14 protein-coding genes and 1 pseudogene are annotated in these 17,119 nt (G+C 68.7%); 7 read left to right on the top strand and 8 right to left on the bottom strand.

Annotation, left to right across the window (positions count from 1 at the left end; genetic code table 11):
* Window positions 1–52: 52 nt before the first annotated feature.
* The 3 genes from ACFZ8E_RS04930 to ACFZ8E_RS04920 form a co-directional block, all read right to left on the bottom strand.
* Complete coding sequence (locus tag ACFZ8E_RS04930) at window positions 53–598, bottom strand: PAS domain-containing protein (protein ID WP_405042189.1); 546 nt, start codon at window positions 596–598, stop codon at window positions 53–55.
* Between the two features lie 606 nt (window positions 599–1,204).
* Complete coding sequence (locus tag ACFZ8E_RS04925; protein ID WP_405042188.1) at window positions 1,205–4,009, bottom strand: PAS domain-containing protein; 2,805 nt, start codon at window positions 4,007–4,009, stop codon at window positions 1,205–1,207.
* A gap of 722 nt (window positions 4,010–4,731) precedes the next feature.
* Window positions 4,732–5,670 carry a pirin family protein gene (locus ACFZ8E_RS04920; protein WP_405042186.1) on the bottom strand — a complete coding sequence of 313 codons (939 nt, stop codon included), beginning with the start codon at window positions 5,668–5,670 and terminating at the stop codon, window positions 4,732–4,734.
* Between the two features lie 124 nt (window positions 5,671–5,794).
* On the opposite strand from ACFZ8E_RS04920, the gene ACFZ8E_RS04915 reads away from it, so the two are divergent.
* The 4 genes and pseudogenes from ACFZ8E_RS04915 (at window position 5,795) to ACFZ8E_RS04900 (ending at window position 9,683) form a co-directional block, all read left to right on the top strand.
* Window positions 5,795–6,715 carry a LysR family transcriptional regulator gene (locus ACFZ8E_RS04915; protein WP_147726120.1) on the top strand — a complete coding sequence of 307 codons (921 nt, stop codon included), beginning with the start codon at window positions 5,795–5,797 and terminating at the stop codon, window positions 6,713–6,715.
* A 133-nt stretch (window positions 6,716–6,848) separates the two neighbouring features.
* Window positions 6,849–7,319, top strand: a pseudogene (locus ACFZ8E_RS04910) (cyclic nucleotide-binding domain-containing protein); the annotation flags it as partial.
* On the top strand, window positions 7,314–8,945 hold the full coding sequence (locus tag ACFZ8E_RS04905; protein ID WP_405044328.1) for an FAD-dependent oxidoreductase: 1,632 nt from the start codon (window positions 7,314–7,316) through the stop codon (window positions 8,943–8,945). The pseudogene ACFZ8E_RS04910 and the gene ACFZ8E_RS04905, both read left to right, overlap by 6 nt.
* Before the next feature lie 294 nt (window positions 8,946–9,239).
* The gene (locus ACFZ8E_RS04900) at window positions 9,240–9,683 is read left to right on the top strand and encodes a DMT family transporter (protein ID WP_147726122.1); all 444 of its coding nucleotides are present in this window, start codon (window positions 9,240–9,242) and stop codon (window positions 9,681–9,683) included.
* A 69-nt stretch (window positions 9,684–9,752) separates the two neighbouring features.
* Here ACFZ8E_RS04900 and ACFZ8E_RS04895 read toward each other — a convergent pair whose 3' ends face one another.
* The 3 genes from ACFZ8E_RS04895 to wrbA form a co-directional block, all read right to left on the bottom strand.
* The gene (locus ACFZ8E_RS04895; RefSeq protein WP_147726123.1) at window positions 9,753–9,935 is read right to left on the bottom strand and encodes a hypothetical protein; all 183 of its coding nucleotides are present in this window, start codon (window positions 9,933–9,935) and stop codon (window positions 9,753–9,755) included.
* Window positions 9,936–10,013: 78 nt separating this feature from the next.
* A complete protein-coding gene (locus ACFZ8E_RS04890) occupies window positions 10,014–10,208 on the bottom strand; it encodes a hypothetical protein (protein WP_147726124.1) in 195 nt (64 codons plus the stop codon).
* An 84-nt stretch (window positions 10,209–10,292) separates the two neighbouring features.
* Window positions 10,293–10,940, bottom strand: a complete 648-nt coding sequence (gene wrbA, locus ACFZ8E_RS04885; protein WP_405042183.1) for an NAD(P)H:quinone oxidoreductase — start codon at window positions 10,938–10,940, stop codon at window positions 10,293–10,295.
* Window positions 10,941–11,184: 244 nt separating this feature from the next.
* Between wrbA and ACFZ8E_RS04880 the strand changes: the two genes are divergently transcribed.
* The 3 genes from ACFZ8E_RS04880 to ACFZ8E_RS04870 all read left to right on the top strand — a co-directional run bounded on the left by ACFZ8E_RS04880 (window position 11,185) and on the right by ACFZ8E_RS04870 (window position 12,827).
* Entirely contained in the window at window positions 11,185–11,475 is a 291-nt protein-coding gene (locus ACFZ8E_RS04880) for a hypothetical protein (protein ID WP_147727702.1), read from the top strand.
* 56 nt (window positions 11,476–11,531) lie between these two features.
* Window positions 11,532–11,888: a hypothetical protein gene (locus tag ACFZ8E_RS04875; RefSeq protein ID WP_405042182.1), complete on the top strand. Its 357-nt coding sequence runs from the start codon at window positions 11,532–11,534 to the stop codon at window positions 11,886–11,888.
* 564 nt (window positions 11,889–12,452) lie between these two features.
* Window positions 12,453–12,827: a response regulator gene (locus ACFZ8E_RS04870; protein ID WP_405042181.1), complete on the top strand. Its 375-nt coding sequence runs from the start codon at window positions 12,453–12,455 to the stop codon at window positions 12,825–12,827.
* Window positions 12,828–12,960: 133 nt separating this feature from the next.
* Here the strand turns inward: ACFZ8E_RS04870 and ACFZ8E_RS04865 are convergent, their stop codons facing one another.
* Together ACFZ8E_RS04865 and ACFZ8E_RS04860 are read right to left on the bottom strand one after the other, a co-directional pair.
* Window positions 12,961–13,368, bottom strand: a complete 408-nt coding sequence (locus ACFZ8E_RS04865) for a DUF1236 domain-containing protein (RefSeq protein ID WP_405042180.1) — start codon at window positions 13,366–13,368, stop codon at window positions 12,961–12,963.
* Between the two features lie 146 nt (window positions 13,369–13,514).
* Window positions 13,515–16,850, bottom strand: coding sequence for a helicase-related protein (locus ACFZ8E_RS04860; protein ID WP_405042179.1), 3,336 nt, complete (start codon window positions 16,848–16,850; stop codon window positions 13,515–13,517).
* Between the last annotated feature and the right edge of the window lie 269 nt (window positions 16,851–17,119).

The raw sequence follows: 17,119 nt of genomic DNA, 5'->3' as shown, positions 1-17,119 counted from the left end.
GGACCTCAGCGAGGAGGTCGGTCGCTCAGGTGAACCTCGGCTGCCCCTCGGCTCAGTTCAGCTGTGCTTGATCCGTGATCCGCGAGGCGAGAGCCTGCCCGACCCTGAACAATGCCTTGCGGACGTCAGGCAGGGCGGCCTTGCAGCCCTCGGCCTCGATGAGCGAATGCGCGATGATCAGGTGGTCGGCGATCCGGTCGAGGGCATCGACCGGCGTCATTGCCGGATGAGGCCCGAGCGGCCTGACTTGCTCGACGTTGCCGTAGGCTGCGATCGTGTCCGTCGCCCCTTCGGCGAGGGCGGTGATCGTCCCGACGTAGCCGATGAAGGCGTTCCCATAGATCCCGAATGAGGGCACCCCACCGGCACCGACCCATTGCGGCGCGCCATTCGCCTTCAGAAGGCGATAGCGAATGCTGAATTCGGCGGCGTGCTGCGTCGCTTTGCAGAAGATTTTCTCAACAATCCTCTGATCGTCCTGGTGAACTTTGGAAAGCCATCCTTTCCCCAGCGCATCAACGCCGGCCTGACCGGTCCAATTCGTCCACTCGGCACTCGTATAGATACAATGTCCTGCAGCATTTGTTATAAAAATCATTTCGCCAATTCATAACAAGACGATCAGAATCGATAGGTTGCGTGCGAATGGAGAGCGCCATCCCACCTGCTTCATGTGGCAGGGAAGCCCCTACTGTCGCCAGGATTCCGACGCAAATCAACCGCGGGAGGCGATGATCAATGCTGACGGAGCGCTCGGCGGGCGGCTCGCAGCAACTCGCGAAACCTTTGGTGCGTCCGCCGATCTGTTCGCTCGCCGGGACGATGCGTCCGGGTCGAGCTCAGCCGAAGGTTCGTTCGCGCGCGTAGCGGTCTTCCGGCTGCGGCTGCCGCGGGCCGTGCGTGGCGGACGTCGCGTGCCTGGGCGGGTGCCGTTCTCGACAGCGTCGACCATTTGAGCCACCGCAACGAGAGGGGCGCCGCTCCCTGCTGTGGCGGGAACAGGACATGCCGGATCGCCGTGCGCCTCGCCGATCCGGGCCTACGCCGACCTTGCCACCTGGATGATGGACGGCCCGGCGGCGGATCGGCGACTTTTGCCAACCCGTCTGACCGAGAACAGGGCGAGCAGGCAGGGCGGGGCGAGCCGCTTCGAAGGGTTGGACGAACGCCCTGTTTCGCACCTCGCGCGCGCTGCGAGCTTGAGCTAGCGGCCCATGATGCGCCTGCGCCTCTGCCGAGTGGCCACCTTCCGAAGGAGACGCGAAAGCTGCTCGACCGAGTACGGCTTGTGCAGGAGCTCGAAACCGTAGGTGCCGTTCTGCGCCAGAACGTGGCTGTAGCCGGAGGCAAGTAAAACAGGCATGTCGTGATGCCGACGGCGGATCTCGTGTGCGAGTTCGATCCCGTTCATGCCCGGCATCACCACGTCGGTGAAGACGACGTCGAAGCGGGCAGCGTCTGCGGCCAACTCGGCCAGCGCCTCCTCGGCGTCCGACGCCCAGACGGTGACGTAGCCGAGCTCGGCCAGGGTCTGGGTCGCGAACGTCCCGACATCCACGTTGTCCTCGACCACCAGGACGCAGGTGCCGTGACCATCGACGAGGGGTTCGGGCTCCGTCTCGGGCGAAGGGGGGGCGGCCTTCACCTTCGGCAGGTACAGCACGAACATCGTACCCTGACCGACCGTGCTTTGGACCCGGATCTCGCCGCCGGATTGCTTCGCGAAGCCGAAGACCTGGCTCAGACCGAGGCCCGTTCCCTGCCCGACGCCCTTGGTCGTGAAGAACGGCTCGAAGATGTGCTCGATCCGGTCGGGGGCGATGCCTGCCCCCGTGTCCTCGATGCACACCGCGACGAAGTCGCCCGATACGGCGGGGTGGCTGCGGATCGGTGGGATGGTGGAGACGGGGTGCACCGTGATGGTGAGGGTACCTTCGCCATCCATCGCATCGCGGGCATTGACCGCCATGTTCACCAAGGCCGTGTCGAACTGGCTCGGGTCGGCGTCGATGAAGCACGGCTCGTCCGGGATGTCCGTGACGATCTTGACGCGCGAACCGCTCAGGGTGCCGACCATGTCGCTGATGGTAAGAACGCTCCGGCCGGCATCGAAGACCTCCGGCTTCAATGCCTGCCGGCGCGCGAAGGCGAGGAGCTGACCGGTGAGCTTGGCAGCGCGGGCGACGGTGTCGGAGATCGCGCCGATGTAGCGCTGGCGTCGCTCCTCCGGCAGGTCCGGACGCTTGAGCAGGTCGGTAGACGACTTGATGACGGTGAGGAGATTGTTGAAGTCATGCGCGACGCCGCCGGTGAGCTGGCCGACCGCTTCCATCTTCTGAGCCTGGCGCAACGCCTCCTGGGCGGAGGCAAGCTCCGTCTCGCGCGCCTTGACGATGGTCAGGTCACGACCGACGGCGATGAAGTGCGTCCCGTCGGCCTCGGGCACGACCATCCACTCGAGGGGCTTCCAACTCCCGTCCTTGGTGGCGATGCGGTTCTCGAAGCGAGCCGGCTGCCTCGTTTCCCCCATCCGGGCGAGGCCGTCCAGCGTCCGTTCCATGTCGTCCGGGTGCATGAAGGTCCCGTAGGATCGCGACAGGAGCTCGGCCTCGGACCAGCCGAGCACCCGGGTCCAGGCCGGGCTGACCGCCGACATCATCCCTTCGTAGTTGGCCCGGGCCAGCATGTCCTCGGACAACGTCCAGAGCCTGTCGCGCTCGGCCGTTCGCTCGAAGACCTGCTGCTCGAGGGTGGTGTTCAGAACCTGGAGTTCTTCCTCCATGCGCTTGCGCTCGGAGATGTCGCTGAAGAGCACGGCGACCCGGCGCGCGGCTGGATCACCGACGCGCAGGGCGCGCACGTCGAACCAGCGCCCGAACACGTCGGCCCTGTTCTCGAAATGGGAGGATTCGCCCGTCCGTGCGACGCGCCCATACGTGTCGAACCAATGGCGTTCGAGATCGGGAGCGAACTCGCTGACCCACCGGCCGACCACGTCGGCGCCGGTCTGCCGTTCGAAGGCGGGGTTGGCTTCGAGGATGCGGTAGTCGATGGCCCGGTCCGCATCGTCGAACGTCACCTCGATGATGCAGAACCCGACGTCGATGCTCTCGAACAGGGTGCGGTAGCGGCTCTCGCTTTCGGCCAGGGCGGCCTGCGAACGGATCTGGTCCGAGACCTCGTAGCCGCCGGCGAAGATGCCGGTGACGGCCCCGTCCGCGTCGCGAATGGGCTGGTAGAGGAAGTCGAGGTACCGGTCGCTATCCTCGCCCGCGAACCGGATCGGAACGGTACGGGCCGTGAATGGCTCGCCGGTCGAATACACCAGGTCGAGAAGCTCGTAGAACCCTTGGCCGACCAGTTCCGGAAACACCTCGCGGACATTGCGCCCGATGTAAGCGCGTCGACCCGCGACCGTGACATAGGCATCGTTGACGTACTCGAAGATATGGCTCGGTTCGCGCAGCACGGCGACGAACCCGGGCATCTGCTGGAGCAAAGCCTGCTGCCGCTGCCGTTCGGAAGCGGCTTGTCGCTCGGCGAGCACTTGGCGGGTCGTCTCGGTGCAGGCGCAGAACAGGCCGAGGACCGCACCATCATCGCCGGGTACAGGAGTGTAGGAGAAGGCGAAGTGCGTTTCTTCCGGGTAGCCGTTGCGGTGGAGGGTGAGCTGCAGGTCGTCCATGTGCACGGGCTCTCCCGCAAACACGCGATCCATCAAAACTCCCAGCTCGCCTCGGACTTCAGGCCAAGTCTCGAAGAACGGGCGACCGAGGGCTGTGGGGTGCCTCTCGCCCAGCATGGGCACGTAGGCGTCGTTGTAGACCAGGGTGCGGTCCCCGCTCCAGCAGATGAACATGGGCTGCCGCGAGTTCAGCATCACCCGCACAAGGGTCAGGAGCGGTTGGGGCCAGTGCTCCTGCGGCCCGAGCGATGTGACCGACCAATCGTAGGCACGCATGAGCGCGCCCATGTCGCCGCCGCCGGCGAGAGCCGAAGCATCCACCATCGACTCAGCCCCGTCGCCGACGGAGTGACGCCGGCGCCCCGCGGGCCGTCAGACTGGTGGCCTCGCCCGCGTCCCTGCTGCGCAGGATCCGGATGGCGGTTCGAACGAGGTCGCGGGTCGAGGCGCACGCGCCCTCGGCCACCTGGCTGTCGGCCCGGGCAACAAGCGTTTCCGCAAGGGCGATGTGGCGGGAGTGTTTGGCGGGCATGTCCGCCTTCTACCACACCCGACGCTCGGGTTGTTGCCGTCCCAGGGTCCGATGGCTGCCGCTGATCCGCGAAGGCCGGCACCGGAACGGACCTTCCGACGACGCGGAACGCAAGGCTGCCCTCCTCTCATCCGGGCATGGCCGGGGCCCGATCATCAAAGGCTCGACCTTGCCGCCGCCGTTGCCGGCCCGCGAGCTCATCGCCCGCGAAGGGCCCCCGACGCGCGGCCGGCTCAACACCAGGATGGGCACTCGCCTGCCGGCTTGTGAGAGGCACCCGAGCCGACCGCCTGGGTTGCCGCGCGCGCTTCCGATAAGCGCTCATCCGTCGGCCGTCCGGCTCCTCCGGATTGGGGGGCGAAACGGACCTCGATCCTCGATTCCAGAGAGGATACTCCATCTGCGAACCTCCCGCCGGGCAGATCCACATCCGTACGCCCTGGGAGTCGGCAATCGTCAGGAATCGCGCCAAGCGCGGCCGGCCCGCGAACGGCTGGCCGCACCTGGATCGTCTTCAGGGGTATCGCACCGGCGGAGGTGAGTCGGGCAGCGGGATGAACTCGGAATCGCCCGGGACGGTGTCGAAGCGCGCCTGACGCCAGTCTGCCTTGGCCTGCTCGATCCGCTCGGGCCGTGAGGAAACGAAATTCCACCAGAGGTGGCGCGGCCCATCCATCGGCTCGCCGCCGAGCACCATGAAGCGGGCGCCTTCCGTCGCGCGAACGCTGATCCGGTCGCCGGGCCTGAAGACCAGGAGCTGGCCCGGACCGAAGGTATCGCCGGCGATCTCGATCACGCCCGACACGGTGTAGATCGCCCGCTCGTCGTAGCTCGGGTCGAGGGGGAGCATCGCCCCAGTGTCCAACGCCGCTTCCGCGTAGACCATCGGGCTCGACGTCCGCACCGGTGATGTGGCTCCGAACGCCTCGCCGGCAATGAGACGGACCGTCTTGCCCTCGCCCGTGAGCGTGGGCAGAGCCGCAGCATCGTAATGCTCGAAGGCGGGTGCACATTCCTCGTCCTTGGCGCTCAAGGCGACCCACGCCTGAATGCCGAACAGGTTCGAGCCGGATTGCCGCAAATCCGCACCCGTGCGCTCGGAATGGGTGATCCCGCGACCGGCGGTCATCCAGTTGAGCTCGCCGGGACGGATCGGCAAACCGGTGCCCAGGCTGTCCCGGTGCATGATCTCGCCGTCGAAGAGATAGGTGACGGTCGACAGGCCGATATGCGGGTGAGGCCGCACGTCCATGCCCTTGCCGAGAAGGAATTCGGACGGTCCCATCTGGTCGAAGAAGACGAAGGGGCCGACCATCCGGCATTCCGCCGACGGCAAGGCGCGCCGCACCGCGAACGAACCGAGGTCGCGCGAGCGCGGAACGATCAGCGTCTTGATCGCGTCGCAGGTGAAACGATCCCCGGGGATCGGGTCTTCCGCACCGTGCCAGCTCATGATGGATCCCTCCTTCGCTCGATCGTTCGAAGACCGATAGGGACTACGATCGAGGCGTTATGCGGCTTGTCAGCCAAGGCTGAAAGGGAAACGATGGAAACCCATCTTTTCCGGAATCTGCCGCATGCGCTTGCCCGATTTCGAGGCCTGGGCGATCTTCGCCAAGGTCGTGGAGGCCGGCTCCTTCGGTCGCGCCGCCGCCGAGCTTGGGTTGTCGAACGCGACGGTCTCGAAAGCGGTGAGCCGGCTGGAGGCTCGCATCGGCGCCCGCCTGTTCCATCGAACCTCGCGCAAGCTCGCCCTGACGGAGGCAGGGCGGGCAGCCAAGGACGGTGCCGCGCGCATCCTCGCCGAGGGAGAGGCCGCCGAGGCGGAGGCCTCGGCCGGCGCCTCCGAGCCTCAAGGCCTGGTCCGGCTCGCCGTGCCGATGTCGTTCGGCCTGCTCCACGTCACGCCGCGGCTTCCGGACTTCCTCGAGCGGTACCCTGCCGTCTCGATCGACCTGCACCTGAGCGACGCCGTGGTCGACCTGATCGGCGGCGGTTTCGACATCGGACTGCGCATCGCCGCACTGCCGGATTCTTCGTTGCGCGCCCGCAAGCTCTGCGCCGTCCGCCGCTCGCTCGTGGCCACGCCGAGCTACCTGCAACGGCACGGCCGCCCCGCGCACCCGGACGACCTCGTTCGGCATGCCTGCCTCGGCTATGCCCACCTGCCGATGTCCGACCGCTGGCGATTCACGGACCCTGCGGGGAACGAAGCGACCATCGTGCCGAAGGGCCCGATGCGGGCCAACAATGCGGAGGCCCTCGCGCCGGCCTTGCGCGCCGGCCTCGGACTGGCGGTGCAGCCGGACTTCATGATCTGGGACGATCTCAAGGCCGGCACCCTGGAGCGCGTTCTGCCCGATTGGGCCCTGCCGCCGATCGCCCTGCACCTCGTCATGCCGCCGGGCGAGTTGCGTCCGGCTCGCGTGACGGCCCTGATCGCCTACCTGGCCCAAACGCTGTCCGCAGCCCCCTGGGCGACCCCCGACCATCCCTGAAACCGACCGACATCGGACAAGCGTGATCGCGGAGAAGGCGTGTTCCGGTGGGACGCGTGGCGACGCGATCCGACACGATGCCACCGTGCTCTGGCTGAGCGTCTTACGCGCGAGCCAGGTCGTTCAGAGGCAAATGCTTCGCAGGCCGGTTACCGGCCGGCTTCGGAGACGGGCCGATGCCAGCTCGGGCCTCCTACACGCTCGGCACCTTGTCCGGCGGAGCGGCGTGATCGATGCTGCCGCACCAGACAGCGTGCGGGGAAACGCGGACATGGAGACGATCGGTCGAGACCTGCGCGAGATGCAGCGCATCCCACTCGCGGCCTCGCATGTCGCAGCGCTTCGGTCTGCCGGCGTCGCGCGGAATTACCCCGCCGGGGCTTTCCTCGCACGCGCGGGCGAGCGCGCCGATCGCTTCGTCTATGTCGAGACGGGCGAGATCGAAGTCGTGAATCCGTTCACGAACGAGCGCCATCTTCCTTCGACGCTCGGGCCGACGCAGTTCATGGGCGAGATCGCGTTTCTGAATGGCGGGAACTGGTCGATGCCCATGCGGGCGGTCCAGGACACCACCGTGATCGAGGTGCCGCGCCTGGAGATGCTGCGGCTGATGTCGGAGATCCCCGAGATGTCCGATATCGTCATCACGGTTCTCGCCGCACGGCGGCGGCGCCAGCTCGATACCCATGACGGCACCCTGGTGCTCATCGGCGAGGATGACGACCGGGCCGTGCGGCGGATCGCGGAGTTCGCGAGCCGCAACCGGCTTCCCTACAGGTCCTACGCCCTCGGCAGCCCCGAAGCCGCCGCCGTGGCAGAGAGCTGCGCGACGCGCGCGGACCGGCCGGCCGTGATCTTCGGGCGCGACGTCGTCGTGACGGAGCCGACGCCGGACAAGATCGCCCACCTGCTCGGCCTCAACCACGACCTGATCGACGACGAGGCATTCGACGTGCTCATCGTCGGCGGCGGCCCGGCCGGTGTGGCGGCGGGCGTCTACGCCGGCGCGGAAGGACTGCGCGCCCTGGTGGTCGAGGATGTCGCGATCGGCGGCCAGGCCGGCACGTCGAGCCGCATCGAGAACTACATGGGTTTCCCGACGGGGATCTCCGGAGCCGACCTGGTCTGGCGCGGCGAGGTCCAGGCAATGAAGTTCGGAACACGGTTCGCGATGCCGCGACGGGTGGCCAAGCTCGAGCGGCTCGGAGACGGAGGGTTCTGCGCGACCTTCGAGAACGATCAGCGCGTTCGCGGACGCGCCGTCGTCGTCGCGACCGGTGTCCAGTACCGCCGCCTGCCGATCGATCGGCTCGAGGCGTTCGAAGGCGCGGGCATCTATTACGCGGCGACGGAGATCGAGGCGCGCTATTGCCGAAACGCCGAGACCATCATCATCGGCGGCGGCAATCCAGCCGGACAGGCGGCGATGTTTCTCAGTCGCTCGGCCAGGCATGCCCGGTGCGAGGGGTTCGACACCGTCGTGGTCGCCCTGGTCGGCGAGCGCGGACGCGAGGTGCGCGAGTTTCTCGAAGGCCCGATCCAGGCGAGCCGCGCGCGATCCGTCGTCGTCGTCGCGACCGGGGACGAGAGCCCGATGATGCGTCGTCAGGCGCCGAAGACGGCCATGGCGGTCGCGGAATACTTTCGCGACCGCGGGCAATCGGTCCTGCTGATCGTGGATTCCGTCACCCGCTTCGCCCATGCCGCGCGGGACGTGGCCTTGGCGGCGGGCGAGCCCCCCGTGGCGCGCGGCTATCCGCCCAACGTGTTCGGCGATCTGCCGCGGCTCCTCGAACGAGCCGGGCCGGGCATCGAGGGCGGCGGGACGATCTCGGGCATCTTCTCGGTCCTGGTCGATGGCGACGACCACAACGACCCGGTGGCCGACAGCATCCGCGGCACGCTCGACGGCCATATCGTGCTCGACCGGGCGATCGCCGACCAGGGCCGCTATCCGGCGATTAGCCTGCTCGGCTCGATCTCCCGGCTTGCCGACCTGGTCTGGACACGGGAGCAGAGGGACCTCGTCCGCGCCCTGAAGAACCTGATCATGCGCTACGAGGACACCCGCGACCTGCGCGTGATGGGCGGCTATCACGCCGGCTCGGACCCCGAGCTCGACCAAGCCGTGATCGTCATTCCGAGGATCTACGCGGCCTTGCGGCAAGACCCCTGGCAACCCGCGAGTACCGACGCCTTCGCCGAGCTCGCAGCGGCACTTCGCGATTAGCGCCGTTCCCGTTCGATCCGCTTCCGAACCTGCGACGGCGAAGGCCTCCGCGCACGCGTCGGCGGCGACGTCGACGACGAGGCGGCCTTTCGTATGGCGAATCTTCGTCGGCTGGTGCCGTTGGCACGTCGCGTCGCAGGCCGATGAAGCTCGCGCGTCTAAAATATCTTCGGCGTTTCCCACCCGTCGAATTGTGCACGAGAGGCGCGAAGGACGAGATGTCGCCGGTCCCATCGATCCGCATCTGAGCTCGGCGCCCTATGTCGACAGATCTCATCATGCGAGATCGCGACCATGTGGTATCTCTACGGCTTCGTGCTTCTCGCCGGCGTCGCCAACGCCGTCCAGGCCGGGCAGAACGGCGCGCTGTCGAAGGGCTTGGACGAATCGTTGACGGCGGGCCTGATCGTCGTCGCCGGCACGGCCACCTGCATCCTCGTGGTCGGCCTGCTCGCGGGCAAGCTCGCGTGGCCGACGGTGGCGCAGGCCGCGGCGATGCCGTGGTGGGCGTGGCTCGGCGGCATCCTCGGCGGATGCATCATCCTCGCGCAGTTCGTCGTCGCGCGTCAGATCGGTGCGGCTCCGTTCCTCGGCCTGCTGGTGACGGCGGGCGTGACCACCTCGATCGTCCTGGACAATTTCGGCTGGGTCGGATTCGAGCGCCATCCCGCGAGCCTTTGGCGCATCCTCGGCGGGGTGCTGATGGTCCTCGGCGTCGGGCTCGTCGCCCTATTCTAGATGCGAAACGACGGATGCGCGCGAGCTCGTACCCGCGCGCATCCGTTCGATCGGTTTGCGCAAGGAGTCTCAGGTCGGCTGAACCTCGGTGTCCTTGACCTCGGGATCGTCTTCCGTCGGGACGTTGGGCTGGGGCTGCGGATCGGCCTCGATGTCCTCCTCGGTTGCCGGGACGACCTCGTCGAGGCGGGCGGGATCTTCGATCAGGGCGCCGGGATCCTCTCCCGGCATCGGCGTATCGGCGTGGATCATGGCAGGGCTCGTTCTTCGAGGGACGTTCTCTGGGGGAACGTTGGGGAAGCGTTCGGGGGTGAAGCCGTTCCGGGGATGCTAGGCGGCGTCGGCGTCGTCGGCATCGAGGATGCCGTCGAGGTCGCCCACCAGCGCGTCGAGCTGCTCGGACGTCGAACGGATCTTGAACCGCGTCCCGTCCTCAGCCTCAACCGCGATCTCGACGTGGTCGCCGACCTTGGCCGCCAGCGCCTGCTTCAGGATGTACGTCGTCACGTCTGCCTTGTCGGCCATGCCAGCTCCTTCACGTTCGCCGCGGGCAACGCCGCACCGCTCGCTTCGTCGGTGCGGCAGAATCTCGCGGCACCATGCCGGGGATCACTTTCGGCGGCACGGCATCTCGCCGGCGGCGATCAGGGCCTGGGCGATCGCTACCGTACGGCGGCTCTGATGGCGGATGGCATCGAGATCCTCCGGCCGCGGATCGGCGTTCTCGGCTCCGACGATGGCCGACGCGCCGTAAGGGGAGCCGGCCTCGAGCATCGCCTCGTCGGTGTAGCCCGGCGGGAGGATGACCATGCCGAGATGGGCCATCGGCGCGTAGAGCGACAACGTCACCACCTCGGATCCGCCATGCGGCCACGAGGCGACGGCGAAGGCGCCGCCGACCTTGCCCGAGAGCGCGCCGCGCTTCCATTGCGGGCCAAGCCGATCGAGAAAGGCCTTCAGCTCCGTGGCCATCGCGCCGAAGTAGCACGGCGTGCCGAACAGGATCGCGTCCGCCCACTCCGCATCCTCATGGGTCGGCTCCGGATAGAGCGCGTTCTGTCGCGCGGCGTTCTCGGCCCAGCCGTCGACCTTCGCCATCGCATCGGCGTCGACGACCTCGCGGGCCCGACTCAGCCGCACCTCGGCGCCAGCCGCACGCGCCGCGTCGGCTGCGGCCACGGCCAGCGCTTCGACCGAACCGGAGCGGGAATAGAAGGCGATCAGCACGCGGGCCGGATCGAGATCGGATTGGGACACGATGATTTCCTCTTCGGGATCTCTCGAAGTAGGGCCGGAAACATCCGTGGAACCGAGAGCTGCCAAAGGGCCGCGCCACGATGACGTCGATCCGAACCGTCGCGGCGAATGTTGCAGAGACCCGGCGCGAGGTTTGGCCGTCGTGCCGGATCGACGGTCGATAGCGCCACAGGGGCGGACCTATCGCGCGAGCCGCAAGTTACTTGCTCGATGTCCGGCAAGATCGGACGAGCGAGGTTTCACGGTGGCAGAACAACTCTCCGGGCAGTCCGGTCGACAGGGCAAGCGCGGCAAGCCCGCACTCTACGTGCTGGTGGCCAGCGTCGGGCTGATGATCGCGGCCCTGGTCGGCCTCATGGTGTGGCAGGGAGCCAGCGCGCCGCCCGATTATGCCAGCCAGAGCCAGGCGGCCTCGCGGGCGGAGGTCACGGGATCGACGACCGGCAAGGACGGCGGCACGTCGTCCGCGAACACCGGCGCCGTGCCGGCCGGAAATCCGGCCTACCCGCAGCCCGCGAAGCGAAACGCCAACTGAACCGCACTCGGATCCGGGCGTTCCCGATGCCGACGTCCAGCATGGGAAAACCCGCAATGAACCTTCGTTCCGAAACGCCACCCGCCCCGGGCAACCTCGATTTCGGCGAGGCGCCGGACAGCGAGAATCCGACCTCGGCGCAGCTGAAGGCCGACATCGACAGCGGCCGGACGGGCGACAAGGCGAGCCACGGCGATGTCGGGGCGGCACCGCTCGGAACCTGCGACGAGGCCGGGGATACGCCCCCGACCCCGCAGCGGATCAAGCTGGCCCGCGAGACCGAGGCGGCATCAGAGCAGGTTCGGGCGGCGGCCGACGTGCACGGCGAACGATCCTGGGTCATGCCGGTGTTCTACAGCGCGATCGTCGCCATCCCCGTGGTGATCGGCGGCGCACTGCTGTTGCTGCGCTGACCGACGGGATGTGTGTCGGCGCGCTTGGTGCCGAGCACGCCTCGACCGACGATCGGCTCGGCAGGACGGACGGTGCTGGGTACGCTTGGTCGAGGAAGATTTTCGGTCGGCCAAGGACCTCGCGATCAAGAACATACGATCGTGATGCCGGAGCCTTTGTAGATGAGGTGCACCCGCCGAAACGGCGTGATCCGGTCGCTCGATGCAGCCGCCGGTGTTTCGCATCACCGACCGTTGCCGCTCTCAGGTGGCGGGTACCAGCCTTCGGGTCGGTCGGCGGGCTTCGCGTGCTGCTTGCTCGACCGCTCACGGTCGACCGCGAGCGAATTTCAGGACATCGGCCGTCATCGGTATCGCAGCCGGTGCATCGCCCTTTCCCTGTCGGGTGAGATCGACGAACCGCACGGATTGAGCTTTTCCGAATGGTGACGCCGAAAGCAGGCTTCGAATTCCAAGAGCAGCGACGATATTCATGATGCGCGAAGCTGCGTCTGCCTTCACGCGACCATGCGGCCAATGCGAGCGAAGCCGGCGACCAAAGACGTCGACTTCTGTTGGACAACCATGCCGGTGAAGCGCGAGCTCGACCATTCCTTCGTTCTCGTCGTCGAGGACGACGACCTCGTGCGCATGTACGCGGTCGAGATGCTGGAGGATGCCGGCTTCGCGGTGATCGAGGCCCGTCAAGCGGACGAGGCCTGGTTCATCCTGCACGAGCGCTCGGACATCGCGGCGATCTTCACCGACGTCGACATGCCGGGGACGATGTGCGGCGTCACCCTGGCCGGACGCGTGTCCGCGGCTTGGCCGGACATCCGGCTCGTCCTGAACTCGGGGCGGCACCGGCTCGCCGACACGGAGGTGCCGGACCACGGCCTGTTCGTGCCGAAACCCTACAAGGCAGCCCAGGTCGTCGACGCGCTGCACCACGCGGCCTGAGATCGACCGGCCGCTGGGCCGCCTGCATGGCTCTCATCTGATGCTGCGCGGGAACAGCGCCCGCTATCGCCGCATCACGCGATCCGTCGCGGCGCGCCATCCCCGGGATTCGCCCCGATCGCGGAGCGGTTCTTCAATCGATCACCTCGACGATGCGACGGGTGCCCGGCTCAACCAGCACCGGATGGTCGTTGACGATGGTATAGTTGAAGCCCACGAGCTCGAACTCGCGAGGAACGTCGTAGTAGACGATGCCATCCTCCGGCAGCACGGTCCCGACGCGAACCGGGCCGCCATAAGCGAACGACGGCCGTCGCTCGGCGTGGGCGTAGATCCGGAAGCGTTCGCGGCGGTCGATCCCGAGGATGCCGTTGGCGGTGCCGACGGCCGCACCGATCGCGCCGCCGACGACGGCTCCGAGTGGGCCGGCCATCTCCTCGCCGCGCCGCGAGCCCTCCCGTGCCCCCTGTTGCAGACCCTGCGCCTGCGCGGCCGTGCCGAGGAGGAGGAGGAGTGCGGCCGAGGCCAGGGGGTGACGCATCGAATCGATCCTTAGGGGAGTGGCTTCCGACGGCGAGAGTCCGCGAACGCCGGCACGGTAGCACCGATCGCGCCGGAGCCGGTGGCGAACGTCATCGACCCGCGAGACGAAGTCGGCGTCCCGCGATCCGATGCAGCCCGGCGATGTCACCGCTGGCCGTTTCGCTCCTGGGCCGCCCGCAGCCGGTCGAGGAGGTCCATGGCCAGGGCGGCGCGTTCCGTCGGCTCGGTGACGGAGCGGCGAAGGACGACGCGTCCCTCGCGGACGACGAGGTCGTCCTCAACCGGCATCGGCCCGGCCTTGATGCCGGGCCGGAGGTCGGCTGCGATACCCTGCGGGCCGCCGCTCAACCGGGCGACGCCGAGCGTACGGCAGGCCGCACGCAGGCGCCCGAGGGCGAACAGCGCCGAGACGGGTTCCGGCGGAGCACCGAAGCGATCCTCGACCTCGCTCGAAAGCGCCTCGATCGCTTCGATGTCCCGGAGTCGCAGCAGGCGGGTGTAGAGGCTGAGCCTGATCTCGGGCTCGGGCACGTAATCGCCCGGGATGCCGCCGGGAAGCCCGATCTCGATCTCGGGGCACCAATCCTCGGCCTCCTCGCCCTTGGCGAGGCGGAGTGCGAGCTCGAGAAGATGCCGGTAGAGACCGAGGCCGACGAGCTTGGCGTGGCCGGCCTGATCCTCGCCCACGAGATCGCCCGCGCCGCGCAGGTCGAGGTCGCGGGCGCTGATCGCGAAGCCTGCGCCGAGACGGTCCATCGCCTCCAGCGCCCGCATGCGCTGCTCGGCGGCCGGGCTCGGGGGGGCATCGGGATCGAAGAGCAGGTGGACGACGCCGCGGCGCTGGCCGCGCCCGACCCGGCCGCGCAGCTGGTGGAGCTGCGCCAGCCCGAACTTGGCCGCCTCCCAGACCAGCATCGTGTTGGCGCGCGGCACGTCGAGCCCGCTCTCGATGATCGCGGTGGCGAGGAGCACGTCCCCGTCGCCGTCGGCGAAGCGCACCATCGCCTCGTCCATCTCCGACGGTTTCAGGCCGCCATGCGCGACGACGACCTCGAGGTCGGGAACGAGGGCGCGCAGGCGCTCGGCCATCGGCCCAATATCCTCGACGCGAGGACAGACCACGAAGCTCTGCCCGCCGCGCCGGTGCTCGCGAACGAGCGCGTCCTGCAGGGTATCGGGATTGAACGCGGCGACGATCGTGCGGACCGGCTGACGCAGCGCCGGCGGCGTCGCCAGGATGCTGAGGCTCTGAAGGCCGACGAGGGCGGATTGGAGCGTACGCGGGATCGGCGTCGCGGTGAGCGTCAGCACGTGGCCGCCGCCGGCGAGACGACGCAGGTCCGCCTTGGTCTTCACGCCAAAGCGCTGTTCCTCGTCGATCACCGTGAGGCCGAGATCGGCGAAGGCGACGCCGCGCCCAGCCAGGGCGTGGGTTCCGACGGCCAGCCGCACCGTGCCGTCGGCGAGGCCCGCCTTCACGCGCCTGGCCTCGGCCGGGGATACCAGGCGGGAGAGTTGCGCCACCGCGATGCCGAAGCGGCCGAAGCGTCGGCGCAGCGTCTCGGCGTGCTGGCGCGCGAGCACCGTGGTCGGCGCGATGAGCACCGCCTGCCGCCCGGCGAACACCGCTGCCGCCAGCGCGCGCAGGGCCACCTCGGTCTTGCCGAAGCCGACGTCGCCGCAGACGAGCCGGTCCATCGGCACTCCGGAAGCGAGATCGGTCGACACGGCCTCGAAGGCCGCGGCCTGGTCGTGCGTCGGCGGAAAGCCGAAACCGGCCGCGAAGCGCTCCATCTCCCGAGCCGGAGGCCGGATCGCCGGGACGCCCGCCTCGCGACGTTCGCGGGCCGTCTCCAGCATGTGGCGGGCGGTCCGCGCCATCGTCGCCTCGGCCTCCAGGCGGCGGCGGGCCCACGTGCCGCCGTCGAGCTTGTCCAGGGTGACGGCGCTCGGCTCGGAGCCGTAGCGCCAGATCCGGTCGGCCTGGGCGACGGGCACCATCAGGACGGCTTCGTCGGCGAACCGCAGGCGCAGGGCTTCCGTCGCCGGCCTGTCACCGACCGCAGCGACCTGCTCCAAGCCCTCGAAGACGCACAGGCCGCGGTCGCGGTCGACCGCGACGTCGCCGGGGCGCAGATCGACCTCGCACAGCGGCAGGACGTGGCCTGCGGGACCGACCGGCGCGGCGTCCGGGCCGTAGAGGTCGGCCGCCGCGATCACGGTGGCGCCGTCGGCGCGGAAACCTGCCCCGAGGGGCGCCTGCAGGGCGAGGACCTCCCCCGGTTTGGCCGAGGCCACCTCCGCCCAACCGTCGATCAGGCGAACCGCGCGGTCGGCCACCGCGGATGCTTCGCGCACGAGCCGGCGCAGCGGAAGCGTCGGGCCGGCCAGGACGATCCGCCGCCCGGCCTTCAACTCCGCGCGAAGAACCTTGGCGAAGGCAACCGTCGGACGCGCGGCCCCCGCCAGGCTCGGCAGGGCGATGTCCTTGGCCGCGTCCCGGGTCGCCGCGGAGAGCGTCCGCGCCTCGACCGCCTTCGTCCAGTCCGAGAGCGACAGATACAGGTCGTCTCCGAGCCCCACGTCGCTCCGGCCGTTCCGCCCGGCTCGCTTCATCGCGCGCGCCTCGTCGATCTGTTCGAAGAAGGCGGCCATCCGCGTCGACGCTCCCTCCTCGACCACGAGGCCGGCATCGGGAAGATAGTCGAGGGGCGTGACCAGGCGTGGGTAGAATCGAGCGAGGGCGTGCTCCTGGCCGGTGAAGGGGCGCAGCTGCTCTTCCGAACCCGCGGCGAGGACGATCTCGGTGGCCGGATCGATCACGAGGCGGTCGACGTCTCCGACCGATCGCTGGGTGATCGGATCGTAGACCCGGATCGCCGTGACGCGGCCGTCCACATGCTCGATGCGGGACGGCCTGGCCGCGTCGGCCGGGAACACCTCGATGGTGCGGCCGCGCACGGCGACCTCACCCGGCTCGTCGACGCGCTCGTCCACGACGTAGCCGAGACGGACCAGGGCGGCGGTGATCCGCTCCGGATCGATCCGGTCGCCGATCGCGAGGGGCACGTGCGCGTCGTCCCAGGTCGCTCGCGGCGGGACGCGCTGGGCGAGCGCCGGCCCCGTGGTCATGACGAAGTCCGGCGGCGCTCCCTTACCGCTCAGCCGGCGGAGCACCGCGGCGCGCGCTCCCATCGTCGCCCGGGACGGCGACGCGTGGTCGAACGGCAGGCAGTCCCATTCGGGGTAGACGAGGATCTCGGCGTTCGGAGCGAGCGCGCGCAGGACGCGGGCGAGGTCGTCGAGACGACGCGCGTCGCGCGCGACGTGCACGACCGGCTTCGACGCGTTCGACCGGCTCGATCCGGCCTGCGCAGCAATGTCCAGGAGCGAAACCGCGAGCGCCCCAATCGGAACGAGGGGGGCGTCGTCCAGCTGCGCAGGTGCCGGCTCTGCCACCTTCCGTCGACGCTCGGCCATTCCGCACTCCGTCCGCACCCCTTGGGACTCCGGCAACGCGGTTCGGTCCGGACCGGTCCCATCCGAAAGGCGGCTATTCACAGCTCAAGCGTGCGGCGTGCCGCCGCTCGCACCGCCCGCCGTCCAGCCCGCGCCACGGTCGCGCGGCAGGGCGTCGAACTAGCCGCAGCGTTAGGGCATCTCGGCCTCGACGTGGGCACGGAGAGGAAAGCCGCCAGAAGATCGGCACCGCTCTTGGGGGAACGCACCGCACCGATCCACAAGCTATC

This window comes from Methylobacterium sp. HMF5984 (genome assembly GCF_045033435.1).
In the GTDB taxonomy this organism is placed as follows: domain Bacteria; phylum Pseudomonadota; class Alphaproteobacteria; order Rhizobiales; family Beijerinckiaceae; genus Methylobacterium.
This window is presented reverse-complemented; position numbering and strand designations above follow the sequence as displayed.